General features: G+C 76.4%; 9 protein-coding genes. All 9 read left to right on the top strand.

Annotated elements, in window-relative coordinates:
* Positions 1-196 precede the first annotated feature (196 nt).
* Genes ACIPYS_RS05055 through ACIPYS_RS05015 form a run of 9 tightly spaced genes read left to right on the top strand, consistent with a single transcriptional unit; the run spans position 197 to position 12,587 of the window.
* Positions 197-1,516: a glycosyltransferase gene (locus ACIPYS_RS05055; RefSeq protein ID WP_400743250.1), complete on the top strand. Its 1,320-nt coding sequence runs from the start codon at positions 197-199 to the stop codon at positions 1,514-1,516.
* Complete coding sequence (locus ACIPYS_RS05050; RefSeq protein WP_400743247.1) at positions 1,422-2,447, top strand: DUF6895 family protein; 1,026 nt, start codon at positions 1,422-1,424, stop codon at positions 2,445-2,447. The genes ACIPYS_RS05055 and ACIPYS_RS05050 overlap by 95 nt, the downstream gene beginning before the upstream one ends.
* Entirely contained in the window at positions 2,444-3,652 is a 1,209-nt protein-coding gene (locus tag ACIPYS_RS05045; protein ID WP_093863402.1) for a radical SAM protein, read from the top strand. Before ACIPYS_RS05050 ends, ACIPYS_RS05045 begins: the two co-directional genes overlap by 4 nt.
* Positions 3,649-4,797 (top strand): DUF6895 family protein, encoded by a 1,149-nt coding sequence (locus ACIPYS_RS05040; protein WP_400743243.1) that lies wholly within the window; start codon positions 3,649-3,651, stop codon positions 4,795-4,797. Before ACIPYS_RS05045 ends, ACIPYS_RS05040 begins: the two co-directional genes overlap by 4 nt.
* On the top strand, positions 4,794-6,404 hold the full coding sequence (locus ACIPYS_RS05035) for an MFS transporter (protein ID WP_400743240.1): 1,611 nt from the start codon (positions 4,794-4,796) through the stop codon (positions 6,402-6,404). Before ACIPYS_RS05040 ends, ACIPYS_RS05035 begins: the two co-directional genes overlap by 4 nt.
* The gene (locus ACIPYS_RS05030) at positions 6,401-9,913 is read left to right on the top strand and encodes an AAA family ATPase (RefSeq protein WP_400743237.1); all 3,513 of its coding nucleotides are present in this window, start codon (positions 6,401-6,403) and stop codon (positions 9,911-9,913) included. The genes ACIPYS_RS05035 and ACIPYS_RS05030 overlap by 4 nt, the downstream gene beginning before the upstream one ends.
* Positions 9,910-10,794: a S8 family serine peptidase gene (locus ACIPYS_RS05025; RefSeq protein WP_400743234.1), complete on the top strand. Its 885-nt coding sequence runs from the start codon at positions 9,910-9,912 to the stop codon at positions 10,792-10,794. The genes ACIPYS_RS05030 and ACIPYS_RS05025 overlap by 4 nt, the downstream gene beginning before the upstream one ends.
* Positions 10,784-11,500 carry a GAF domain-containing protein gene (locus tag ACIPYS_RS05020; protein WP_231978026.1) on the top strand — a complete coding sequence of 239 codons (717 nt, stop codon included), beginning with the start codon at positions 10,784-10,786 and terminating at the stop codon, positions 11,498-11,500. Before ACIPYS_RS05025 ends, ACIPYS_RS05020 begins: the two co-directional genes overlap by 11 nt.
* On the top strand, positions 11,493-12,587 hold the full coding sequence (locus tag ACIPYS_RS05015; protein WP_400743230.1) for a RimK family alpha-L-glutamate ligase: 1,095 nt from the start codon (positions 11,493-11,495) through the stop codon (positions 12,585-12,587). Before ACIPYS_RS05020 ends, ACIPYS_RS05015 begins: the two co-directional genes overlap by 8 nt.
* Positions 12,588-13,134 lie beyond the last annotated feature (547 nt).

Genomic DNA, 13,134 nt, shown 5'->3' with positions numbered 1-13,134 from the left:
CCGCCGGCGGCCGGGTGGCCCGTTCGGCCGGTTCCACCGCGGTCTCCGCACCGCGACCGCAGTCCTCCGCGAGCGCAGTCCCCCGGCCGCAGTCCTCCGCGACCGCAGCCCTCCGCGGCCGCCGTACCGCGACCTCAGCCCCCGACCCAGCTCCCCGACCCAGCTCCCCGACCCGGCCCCCTGGCCCGGAGGCCCAGTGAACATCCTGCTCTGCCCGCTCAGTGACGGCGGCTACCTCTACCCGGCGCTCGCCGTCGGCCGCGAACTGCGCCGCCGCGGCCACCGGGTGTCGGTGCTGGGCCGCTCCACGGCCGCGCCGTTCGCGGCCGAGGCAGGCCTGCCGTTCGCGGCGGCGGAGCAGTTCGGCGGCGAAGGGGCCTTCTCCGCCGCCCGCTGGGGCGTCATGGGCTCCGCCCAGTACCGGGCGACCGTGCGCGCCGCCCGGCAGGCCCGCGCCGACCTGCTGGTGACCTCGGTGCTGTGCAACGGCGCGCTGCTGGCCGCCGAGACGCTCGACGTCCCGGTGGTCGTGATCGGGCTCTCGATCCACCTGTGGACCTACCGCTCCGGCGGCGCGGGCGAGCCGCAGTACGGCCGAAGCCGGGAGAACCGGACCCTGGAGACGCTGGCGCTGTACGACGCCGCCCGGGAGGAGGTCGGTCTGCCCGCCCGGCCGTCCCGCCGACCGCGGACCGGGGGCGCGGCGACCGACGGCGGGCCGGACGCGTCCGCCCTGCTCGGTGACGCGCTCCTGCTCCGGGGCACCGCCGAACTGGAGTACCCGGGAGCCGAGTTGCCCCCGCAGGTGCACCGGATCGGCCCGCTTTCCTGGGAGCCCGCCGCCGACCCCGGCGAACTCGCCGCCGTGGACGCCGCGTTGGCGCGCAGCGGCAAGCCGGTCGTCTATGTGCACCTGGGCCGGTTCTTCGGCGGCGGCACCCCGTGGCCCCGCCTCAACGCGACCTTCACCGGCGGCCGTTACCAGGCCGTCGTGGAACAGGGCCGCACCGCCGGGCCGGCCCCCGACCCGCACGCCGACATCCTGCTCGTCCGCAAGCCCTGGCTGGGGCCGCTCGTCGACCGGGCCGGACTGGTGCTGACCGCCGGCACCTCGGCGCCCGTGCTCGGCGCCCTGCAGCGCGGCCGCCCGCTCGGCGTCACCCCCAACGGCTCCGAGCAGCCAGTCCTCGCCGGTGCGCTGCTGCGGGCCGGCGCGGCCGTCCACCTCCCGCGCACGGGCGAGCCGGACCAGTCCGGGCTGGTGGACACGGCCTGGCGGGACGACCGGCTGCGCTCCCACGCCCACCGCCTCGGCCGCAGGCTCGCCGAGGCCGCGGCGGACGCCCCGCACCGCGCCGCCGACCTCGTCGAGCGGACCGCCCGTACGTCCGACCGGCAGCCCGCAACCTCAAGGGAGAACCATGGGTACTCGAACAGCCGCCCCGGACCTCGCGGCCGTGGAGAGCCTCTCGGCGGGCACGCGGCAGTGGATCGGCCGGCACTGCGGCTTCCTTGACGAGCCGGTCGGCCGGGCCGAACTGCCGGTGACCCCCAGGGTCAAGGCGCTGCTGCAACTCGCCCTGCTGTACCGCTGCTGGGCGAGGGCCGCCGGAGCGGCGGAGCCCGCCCGGACACTTGCCCCCGACCCCGCCCCCGACCCCGACCTGGCCGCCGTCGCCGCGACCGTCGAGCAGGTCTGGCGCAACCCCGAGCACCCGCCCCTGCTCACCGTCGAGCCGCGCTACGCCCGGCAGTTCCAGCTGATGTACGGTGCGCTCGCCCCGGCCGGCCTCGACCCCGACGGTCCGCACCGGGCGGCCCTGGCCGAAGGAGTGGAGGGTGACTTCCTGACGCCACGTCACAAGTCGCCCTTCCTGCACCTGGAAACCCGGTACTACGCCGAACTGGCTGGTGTGCGGCACCAGCTGTCCGACTATCCGGAGCTGTACCGGATCAGCCGGCTGGCCGGGCACACTGACGGCCGGCCGCTGGCCGACCTCGAGGTCTGCAACGTCACTCACACCGTGTTCCACCTGGCCGACTTCGGTTTCCGCGACCCGGGCCTCGGCGGGGCCGACCTCGCCCACGCCCGCGACCGGGTCGAGCGGCTCACCGAGGAGTCCGTCCGGCGCGGTGAGTGGGACCTCACCGCCAAGCTGGTCCTGGCGCAGCACTGCCTGGGGCTCGACCCGCTGACCACACCCTCGGGGGCGGCCGCTCTGCACCTGCTCGCCGAGGCCCAGTCGCCCGAGGGGTCCTTCCCCGGCCGCTCGGCCACCGAACGGGTCCCGGCCGGCGCCGGCGCCGTCCACCTCTTCCGCAAGTCCTTCCAGTCCACGCTGGTGGTGGCCCTGGCGACGGTGGTCCTGCTGCGTCCGCGCCCGGCAGCACCCGCCGAACAGCCGCCCACGGCCTCCACCGTCCCGGCGCGCGGCGGTGCCCGGTGAGCGCGGCGAGCACGTCCGGCCCCGCGACGGTCGCCGCCACCGGAGCCCGCCTGCTCCGGGGCGAGCGCAACTGGTGGTTCCTCGGCCCGGGCGGCGGTCTCGCCCGGCTGCGCCCCGGCCAGTTGGCCGAGGACGGCACCCTGCGGCCCGGCACCGAACGCCGTCTGCGCGAGCAGGGCCTGCTGGCCGCCCCGGCCCCGCGCAGCTACGCCCTGACCGTGCTGACCAGCACTCACTGCAACCTCGGCTGCGGCTACTGCTTCCAGAACACCGCCCAGGACGGCGCGGGCGGCAGCCGCCCGCCGCGGATCGCCCGTAAGCGGCTGACCTCGCGGACCATCACCGAGATCCTCGACTTCACCGACCGGCAGATGGCCGCCGCCGAGCTGGCGAAGCTCCGCATCCTGCTGTTCGGCGGCGAGCCCCTGCTCAACCCGCGCGGCTGCCTGGAACTCCTCGAACGGGCCGCCGGCCACGGTCTCGCCTCGGCCTGGATGATCTCCAACGCCACCCTGCTCACCCCGGCGCTCGCCACCGGGCTCGCCGACCGCGGCCTGCGCTCCGTCCAGGTCACCTTCGACGGGGACCGGCCGGACCACGACCGGATCCGGATCCGCCGGGCCGAGGGCGGCGGCACCTTCGACACCATCGTCGGCAACCTCGCCCGCGCCTCCGAGAGCTCCCCGCTGCGGTGGATCTTCCGGGTCAACGTCTCCCAGGAGACCTACCGGGGCGTGGACAGCCTGCTCGACCGGCTCGCCGGCGCGCTCGACCCGGCCCGCTGCACCCTGTACTTCGCCCAGGTGGGCGATGTCGGCGTGGGCTACGGCAACGACCTCCGGCACTCCCGCGACCTCTCCGCCCGCTTCACCCGCTGGCAACGCCGCGCCCTGGACCTCGGTCTCGGTGTGACCCGCCCGCAGGCCCACCGGCCGTGCGCCACCTGCGGGCACGGGGACGGCCGTTACGGCGCGGTGGTGAGCGCCGACGGCACCCTCGCCAGCTGCTGGGAGACGGCGGGCAAGCCGGACTGGGAGGTCGGCACCGTCACCGGCGGCTACCTGCCGGGCGCCCTCACCCGGGACCGCTGGGTCGGCTGCGAGGACCTCTACCGGCGCGACGAGGACCGGCGCACGCTCGCCGTGTTCCACGACACGGTCGACGCCGCGCTGCTCGACTACCTGGACGAGACGGGGCGCCTGTGACCACGACACCCGGCCTGCGCGCCGGAGCCGACAGCGCCGACAGCGCCGACGCAGACAGCATCGGAGTCGACAGCGCCCACGCCGACAGCATCGGAACCGAGAGCATCGGAACCGACGGCATCGGAACCGACGGCATCGGCGCCGATCGTCCGGGCACCGACCGTACCGGCGCCGCCCTGGACGGGCTCCGCTCCGGCACCCTCGGCTGGATCGGCCGCCACCTCGACCACTTCGACCCGTTCGCGCCCGGCGGTTTCGGCGGCGGCCGCGGTGGCGGCCCGGGCGACGCGCACCGCCCCGCCAAGGCCGGGCTGGAACTCGCCCTGCTCACCCACTGCTGGACCCGCCTCGACGCCGGGGACGACCCGCGCCGCATCGAGGCGACCGCCCGGGTCCGCGCCGTCTGGCGGCACCCCGGCTTCCCGCGCCTGCTCACCGCCGAGCCGCGCGGCGCCACCCAGTACCGGCTGGCCTGCGCCGCCCTCGCGCCCACCGGGACGGACGACGCGCCGTTCCGGTCCGAGCTCGCCCGGCTCGGCGCCGCCGACCTCGCCCCGGCCGGGCGCTCGCCCTACCAACGGCTCGAACTGCGCTACTACGCGGACAAGGCCGGGGTCGCGCACAGCATCGAGTCCTACCGGGAGCTGGCCGACCGCAACGTCCTGGTCACCCTCCCCGCCACTGCCGCGGCCCGGGGCCGGCGGCGGGAGGGCACCGCGCAGCGCCCCGACGAGCCGCCGGTGACCGTTCCCGAGGCCTACGCCCTCACCCATTCCGCCTTCTACCTCAGCGACTTCGCCCGCACCGGCCCGGAACTGCCCGACGGCGCGGTGGCCGGGGCGGCGGCCCTGGCCGACCGGCTGCTCGACCACTGCGTCCGGCACGACTGGTGGGACCTCGCCGCCGAACTCCTGATGACCCGGGTCTGCCTGGGCCTGGACCCGACGGGCACGCCCGAGGGTGCGGCCGCCGTCGACTGCCTGGCCCGTGCCCAGGGCCCGGACGGCTCGATCCCCGGCCGCTCCGCCGCCACCCGTGCGAGCACCGCCGACCCGGCCGCCGAGTACTTCGCCAAGGCGTACCACACCACCCTGGTGACCGCCCTGATGACGCTGCTGATGCCCGGAACGGGGCGCACCCAGTGACGGCCCTCGGCCGGCTGCGGCCGACCCTCATCAACCCCACCTACACCCGGCTCTGGTTCGGCCAGGCGGTCTCCTCGGTCGGGGACGCGGTGTTCAGCACCACGCTGGTGCTCTGGGTGGCGACCGTGCTGGCGGAGGGGAAGTCCTGGGGCCCGCAGGCGGTCAGCGGCGTGGTCCTGGCGACCAGCGCGGCCGTGATGTTCGTCGGGCCCTTCGCCGGGGTCTTCGTCGACCGCTGGGACAAGCGCGCCACCATGCTCGGCACCGAGGTGCTGCGCGGCGGGCTGGTCGCCGTCCTGACCGCCGTCGCCTTCGTGCCGACCCGGGAACTGCCCGCGGGCGTCTGGCTGGCGCTGATCTACGTGATGGTGCTGGTGCTCAACGCGGCCGGCCAGTTCTTCACCCCGGCCCGGTTCTCGATCATCGCGGAACTCGTGACGGACGAGGCCGACCGGGCCCGGGCGGCGGGAATCGCCCAGGCGACCGGGCAGACCGCCTGGATCATCGGGCCGCCGCTCGCCGCACCGCTGCTGTTCGCGGTGGGCCTGCAGTGGGCGCTGCTGTTCAACGCGCTCTCGTACCTGGTGTCGTACGTCGCGATCAGTACGGCCGACCTGCGGCCGGTGCACCCCGCGCGGTCCGGACCGGCCGCTCCGAGGAACGGCAAGGCCGCCGAACGACCGGGCCTGTTCAAGGACTTCACCGCGGGACTGCGCTTCTTCGCGCACAACCGGTTCCTGGTCGCGCTGTTGCTGCTCACGGTGATCGGCCAGCTCGGGATGGGCGCCCTGAGCACCCTGAACATCTTCTTCGCCACCCGGAACCTGCACGTCTCCGCCGAGTCGTACGGCTACCTCGGCATGGCGCTCGGCATCGGCGGGATCGCGGGCGCGCTCGCCGCCGGGCGGGTCGTGCAGTGGATCGGCGCCCGCCGGACGACCTGGATCGGCCTGATCGCGAGCGGCGCGCTGCTGGTGCTGTACTCGCGGCAGACCGGCTTTCCGGCGGCCGTGACGCTGCTGTTCGCCTTCGTGGTGCCGATCACCATGCTGAACACGGCGATGGCGCCACTGCTGCTCGCCGCCACCCCGCAGGAGTTCCGGGGGCGGGTGATCTCGGTGTTCTACCCGGTCACCCGGCTCGCGGCGATGCTGACGGCGGTGCTGTCCGGCTGGTTGGCGGGCAGCGGGCTGCGGGACTTCTCGGGCTCGGTGGCGGGCCTGCGGTTCGGCCCGATCGACACCATCTTCGCGGTGTCCGGGCTGGTGGTCGTGCTCGCCGGCATCTATGCGCGGGTGGGACTCCCGGCGAGCGGAACGGCCCCGGCCGCCCGGCCCGGACCCGCGGCGGCCGTACCCGACGAGCCCGTACCCGACGAGCCCGCACCCCTCGCGGCCGGACCCGACGCCGAACCGGCGCGCGAGCCCGTGGCCATGGCCGTCGAGGCGCACGGGGAAGTCCCCGGGGAGGCATCGGCCGACGCCCCGGCCTCCCCGGCTGATTCGACCGATCCGGCCGACCCGGCCGACCCGACCGACCCGACCGACCCGACCGACCCGACCGACCCGGGCGAGGCGGTCGGTCCCGCCCCCGAGGAGCGGTCGTGAGCTGCACCGCGTGCGGACGCCGCACCTCCGAGGCGGACCGGTTCTGCGCCGGCTGCGGCACCCCGCTCGCCCCGGCGTCCGCCGCGTCCGCCGCGTTCCCCGCTCCGCCCCCGGTCGTCGCCGAACCGCGCGAATCGCGCCGCAAGGTGTCGATGCTCTTCCTGGACGTCGTCGGTTCCACCACCCTCGCCGAGCGACTGGACCCCGAACCGCTGCGCCGCGTCATGGACCGCTACTTCGCCAGCTGCGGCGCCTGCATCGCCGAACACGGCGGCGTCGTCGAGAAGTTCATCGGCGACGCGATCCTCGCCGCCTTCGGCGCCACCGCCGCCCGCGAGGACGACGCGCTGCGCGCCGTCCGGGCCGCCACCGGCGCGCTCGCCGCGCTGGCCGGCCTCACGGCCGACCTCGCCGCCCGGTACGGGGTCGAGCTGGAGGCCCGGGCCGGGATCTGCACCGGCAACGTCGTGGTGATCACCCGCCCGGGGGACGACTTCCGGGTCGTCGGGGACTCCGTCAACACGGCCGCCCGGCTGCAGACCGCCGCCGCTCCCGGCGAGGTGCTGATCTGCGCCGACACCGCCGCGATGGTGCGGGCGCAGGTGGGCATCGAACCGGTCGAACCGCTGCGGCTGAAGGGCAAGTCCCGCCCGGTGCCGGCCTGGCGGGTCACCGCCCCGGACGCGACGGCCGACGCCCCGGGCCCGCTCACCCCGTTCATCGGCCGGACGGACGAGCTGGCCGCGCTCGAACGCGGCTACCGGCGGGCCCGGGAGCGGCGCGAGGTGTGCCTCGCCACCGTGCTCGGTGCTCCGGGCATCGGAAAGTCGCGTCTGGTCCGGGAGTTCCTGTCCGGACTGCCCGACGGCGAGGCGCTGGTGCTGGCCGGGCGCTGCTCCGCCTACGGCCGGGGGATCACCTACCGGCCGCTCGCCGAGATGCTCGGCTCGTTGCCCGGCGGCCGGCCCGAACTGGTGCGGCTGCTCGCCGAGGACGCCGCGCAGGCCGGGTCTCCCGACCGTGCGGACGGCCGCACGCGACGCCTGGTCACCCGCACCCTCGCCGCCGTCGCCGACCCCGCCCTCGCCGACCCCCCTGTTGCCGATCCCGCCCTCGGTGACCCAGTCGACCCCGCCGACCCCGCAGACCCGCCCCCCGGACAGGTCGGCGTCGAGGACATCGCCTGGGCCGTGCGCCACCTCCTGGCGGTGCTCGGCCGCTCCCGTCCCGTGGTCATGGTCTGGGAGGACCTGCACTGGGCGGAGGCGACCCTGCTCGACCTCGTCGACGAGATCGCGACCTGGCTGCGCGACGTCCCCGTCCTGCTGCTCTGCGTCGCCCGTCCAGAACTGCTCGACCAGCGCGCCGACTGGGGCGGGGGCAAGCCGTGCGCCACCACCGTCGACCTCGGGCCGATGAGCGAGGAGCAGACCGCCGCCCTGGTCGGCGGCCTGGTCCTGCGCGGCGACGTCCACCCGCAGGACCTCCGGATCGACGAACAGCGGGAACTGGCCGGTCGGGTGGTCGCGTTGTGCGACGGCAACCCGTTCTTCGCCGAACAGCTCATGGACGTCTTCGCCGAGACCGCCCCCGGTACCCATGTGCCGCCCACCGTCCAGGCGTTGCTCGGTGCGAGGCTGGACCGGCTCCCGGCCACCGAGCGCGGACTGCTGGAACTCGCCGCCGTCGTCGGGCGCGAGTTCAGTCGCGGGCAGCTGCGGGCGATGGCCGAGGCCGACGGCGTGGTGCCGGCCGCCGCCGACGAGGCGACCGCCCGGCTGGCCCGCCGCCGGGTCTTCGAGCCCGGACCCGCCGCCACCTACCGCTTCGCCCAGGCGCTGCTGCGGGACACCGCCTACGAGTTCACCCCGAAGACCAGGCGGGAACGCTGGCACGGGTTCCTCGCGGACCGGCTCTCCCGCGCCCGCCCGGGAGACCCGATGGCGGTCGCCTACCACGTCGAGGCCGGATGGCAGCTTCGCCGACAACTACGGCCGGGCGAGCACGAGTTGCCTGCTCTGGCCGGGGCGGCGGCCGGGACCCTGATCGCCGAGGGGACGCGCGCGCTGGCCCGCAAGGACCTCCCCGCCGCCGTCCAGCTCCTCGAACGAGGCCGTACCTTGCTGCCGGTCGGGGACCCCCGGCACATCCCGCTCGCGCTGCACGTCTGCGACGCGGGGATCTGGCTCCAGGACGAGGCCCGGTGCCGGGCCGCGCTCGACGCCGCCGAGGCCGCGCTGCCCGGCAACCCGCGCGCCGCGGCGACCCTCGCCGTCCAGCGCGGGATCGTCGCCCTCCGGCTCGGCCTCGCCCCGCCCGCCGCCGTCGCCGCCGACGCGGACCGCCTCACCGCGCTGCTGGAGCACGACCCGGGCGACGACCGCAGCTGGTCCCGGCTCCACCAACTGCACGCCCACCTCGAACTCGCCGCCGAGCGCACCGCCTCCGCCGAGTCCTCCTTCCGGCTCGCACTGGCCCGCGCCCGGGTCCTCGCCGACAACTACGAGGAGGACCGACTCCTCTGCGCGGTGTGCGAGTTGGCCCAGTGGACGCCCACCCCGGTGGCCGCCTCGCTGGAGCTGTGCGCGCTGCTCGGCCGACGCTTCGCCGCCAACCGCTCGCTGCTGATCCCCGTGCTCGTCGCCCGCGCCCACCTGGAGGCGCTCGCCGGGGACGTGGCGGCCGCCCGCCGTACCCTCGCCGAGGCGCTCACCTGCTCCCACGACGTGCACACCGACCTCGCGGACGCCGTCGTGCTGGACGCGGCGGGCTTCGTCGAGTCGCTGGCCGGGGCCCACGAGGTCGCCGAGGCCCGCTACCGGCAGAGCCTCGGCGTGCTGCGCGCCGCCGAGCGCGCCCCGGACACCCGGACCACGGAGGTCGCCATCGCCCGCGAGCTGTTCGCCCAGGGCCGGACCGGGGCCGCCGCCGTCGCACTGGCCGCGCTCGACCCGCCGGACGGTCCGGACGGAAGGCCCGGCGGCCGGCCCGGCGAGCAGTCCGGGGAGCGGGACCGCGGCAGGGACAACGACCAGCGGGACCGCGGCAGGGACGGCGGGAACCCGCGTGCCCGGCTGGGCGCGACGGCGCTGCGCGCCCGCCTCGCCTCCGCCCGCGGCGACCACCCCGAGGCGGTCGCCGCCGCCACGGCGGCCCGCCGGCTGAGCGAGGACTCCGACGACCCGTGCCTGGTCGGGGAGACGCTGTTCGATCTGGCGATCGTGCTCCGCGCGGCCGGCCGGGCCGAGCGGGCGACGGCTGAAGGGACCGAGGCGTTGCGGATGTTCGAGGCCAAGGGGGCCGCGCTGCCCGCCGGACGGGTCCGCGCCTGGCTCGCCGCCGGGGGAACGGGCGCCCCCGGCGGCGCCGCACCTGCCCCTGCCGGCGTGCCTGCCCCACCCGGCGTGCCTGCCCCTGCCGTCGTGCCTGCCCCACCCGACGTTCCCGCCCCGCCCAAGGTGCCCGCCCCACCCGACGCGCCCGGCACCGGAGGAGGTGCCCGACGATGACCGACCTCCACCTCCCGCCCTGGCGCCGCCCGCCGCGCGACCACTTCCCCGGAGTGCCCGCCTGGAGCATGCCGGTCTCCGTCGTGCCCCAGGAGCCCTTCGACGTCAGCCCGCTCGGCGGCCACCTCACCCAGGACTGGGCCTGGGGCGGCGCCGACGGCTCCGGCGTGCGGGTCTGCGTCCTGGACAGCGGCGTGGACGCCGAACACCCACTGGTCGGCGGCCTCGACCGGGCCATGGACGTGGTGCGCGCCGAGGACGGCACCCTCACCGTCACCCCGACCGAGCCGGGCGACGCGGCCGGCCACGGCACCGCCTGCGCCAGCGTCATCCGCTCCGTCGCCCCCGGCGCTGCGCTCACCTCGGTCCGCGTCCTGTCCGGCGGCCGGCACGGCAGCGGTGCCGCCCTGCTGGCCGGGCTGACCTGGGCCATCGAGGAGGGCTACGACGTCATCAACATGAGCCTGTCGACGACCAAGGCGGAGTTCTGCGACGCCCTGCGCGACCTCTCCGACTCCGCCTACTTCCGCCGCTGCGTCATCGTCGCCTCCGCCCACAACATGCCGGTGCGCAGCTACCCGTGGCCCTTCGCCTCGGTCATCTCGGTGGCCAGCCACGACAGCCCCAACCCGATGACGTACTACTACAACCCGTCACCGCCGGTGGAGTTCTACGCCCGGGGTGTACGGGTGCCGGTGGCCGGACCCGGCGGCCGCCACCTGCTCAGCACCGGGAACAGCTTCGCGACCCCGCACATCGCGGGTATCTGCGCGCTCATTCTCAGCAAGCACCGCTCGCTCACCCCCTTCCAGCTCAAGTCCGTCCTCTACCTGGCCGCTGAGAACGTAGCCGTACCCGATGGAGGTGCGCGTGTCGACTGACCCGTTGGAGAGTGCCGAGCTGCGGCAACGCAGACTGCTCCAGTCGATCGTGGAGGTGGCCCGCAGCGTGTTCGGCGCGGCCGCCGCCTCCGTGCTGCTGGTGGACGAGGCCGACGGAGACCTCGTCTTCGAGGCGGTGGCGGGGGAGGGGGAGCACCATCTCCTGGGCAGCCGCTTCCCGGCCGGCACCGGTATCGCGGGCTGGGCGCTGATGACCGGCCAGCCGGTGGTGGTGGACGACGTGGCGGACAGCCCGCAGTTCGCCCGCTCGGCCGCCGAGTCCACCGGCTATGTGCCGAGCAGCATCATGGCCGCCCCGCTGATCTGCGACGGCGACTGCATCGGGGTGCTGTCCGTGCTGGACCGCGACAGCCGTCCGCGCTGCGACCTCGGGGACATGGCCTCGCTCGGCCTGCTGGCCACCGAGATGGCGACGGTGCTGGAACTCCTGGTGACCCTCCGTTCCGCCGCCCCCGACCCGGTGGCGGCGGCGCCCGTGCCCGGCAAGGCGGCGGCCTTCGACCTGGCGGTGCTGCAACGTGTCGCCGACCGGCTCCCCGGCGCCCCGGACCAGGTGGCCGCGACCGTCGGCAAGCTGCTGGCGATGGCCGACGACCTGCTCGCCACCGCCGACATCACCGTCACCGCCACTGCTACCGCTACCGCCACCCCTGCCGCCACGGCCACCGCCGACGCCGATGCCTGACCGCCCCGCCGGGGCGCCCGCCTCGCGCGCGCCCCGCCCGTCCCGCTCGCCGCGCTCGCCCTTCCTCGCCCAGCTCGACGACCCCGCCCGCACCCTGGACGCACGCCCGCGACCGGCCCCCTGCGTCCTGCTGCTCAGCCGCGCCTGCGACACCGACCTCGACCCGGTGCGGAACCTGCTCGCGGGCGCCGGCATCCGCACCGCCCGCCTGAACGCCGAGGAGCTGGCCGCGACCTCCCTGACGATCGCCCCCGACAGCCGCGCCGTCCGGCTGAACGGGCGCGAGCTGACCCCCACCGTCACCTGGATCCGCCACTTCGCCGCCACCGCCCTCGACCCGGCCGGGTTCGACGGTCCGGCGCTCCTGGGCGGCCCGGTCCCGCAGGGCACCGACACCGCCGGGACGCCGCGCGGCGCCTTCCTCCGCGACTCGTGGCAGGCGGCGGCCGCCCAACTGGCGGCGATCTCCGGGACGGCGGTCCGCCCCGACCGCCCCGGGGTGCTCTGCCAACTGGACCTCGCCCGCCGGTACGGGGTCGCGGCGCCGCGTGCCGTGCTGACCACCGACCCGCACCTCGTGCGCGACGAGTTCGACGGCCCGCGCGTGGTCGTCAAGGCGGCCGGCCACCACTTCGTGGAGCCGGTCCCCGGCCGGCTGCAGGGGATCTTCCCGACCGTGCTGGACCGGGCCGACCTGGCCGGCGGCCCGCGCCCCGGACCGCCAGTGATCGTCCAGGAGTACGTCGAGCACGAGGCCGAACTGCGGGTCTACTTCGTCGGTGGGCAACTGCACGCCTTCGAGGTCACCAAGACCGACCCGGCCGACCCCTGGACCGCGCCCGACCGGCTCGGTGTCCGTGCTCTGCCGTCGCCCCCGCCGGAGGTCGCCGCCGCGACCCGCACCCTGGCCGCCGCGATGTCCCTGCGCTACGGCGCGTTCGACTTCCTCCTCAGCGCCGGCACCCCGGTCTTCCTGGAGGTCAACCCCGACGGCGACTGGCGCTGGGCCGAGCGCCGCACCCGCACCACCCCGGTCACCGTCGCCGTCGCCGCCATGCTGGCCGCCCTCCACCGCGCCGCGCTCTGACCGGCACCCGGTCCGGCCTGGTCCGGCCTGGTCCGGCCCGGCCCGGTGCCGCCCGAGCCCTCCCCGGCGTCGGACGGCAGCGGGTGTGGGCCGACACCGACGGGGTAGCCGCGCGGTGGCAGAGCTTCCGGACCCGGAGAGGAACGACCGACCGTGGGAATCCCCCCGAACGACCCCGTCCCGCCCAGCCCCACCCCGCCCCCCGGCCCGGGACCCGCGCCGGGGCCGGGACCGCTGCCCGGCCCGGTACCCGGTCCCGGCGGGCCGGACCCGAGGCCGCCCGGCCCGGTGCCGCCGGAGCCCGACCCGCTCCCGCCGCCCGCTCCGCGACCCGACCCGCACCCGGCCCCGGGGCCCCTGCCCGGGCCCGGCCCCGCTCCCGAACCGGTGACCCGCGCGCCCGCGACCCTCGACCGCTGACCCCGACCGCCGCCGCGCCGTCCTCCACGCCGCCCGCCCGCCCGCCGCGCCCGCCGCCGACCGGCCGGGGCCGGCGGGCCTCGGCCATTCGGCGCAGCCACCGGCCACCGGGCCGCCGCCGTCCCGC

Source organism: Kitasatospora sp. NPDC089913 (assembly GCF_044748625.1).
GTDB lineage: Bacteria > Actinomycetota > Actinomycetes > Streptomycetales > Streptomycetaceae > Kitasatospora.
The sequence above is the reverse complement of the archived record's forward strand: the minus strand, read 5'-3'. Positions and strand labels throughout refer to the sequence as shown.

Bases quoted from the DNA above. Each gene is read 5' to 3' on its own strand.
- ACIPYS_RS05050 (WP_400743247.1), top strand. From the start codon at position 1,422: ATGGGTACTCGAACAGCCGCCCCGGACCTCGCGGCCGTGGAGAGCCTC.
- ACIPYS_RS05025 (WP_400743234.1), top strand. From the start codon at position 9,910: ATGACCGACCTCCACCTCCCGCCCTGGCGCCGCCCGCCGCGCGACCAC.
- ACIPYS_RS05015 (WP_400743230.1), top strand. From the start codon at position 11,493: ATGCCTGACCGCCCCGCCGGGGCGCCCGCCTCGCGCGCGCCCCGCCCG.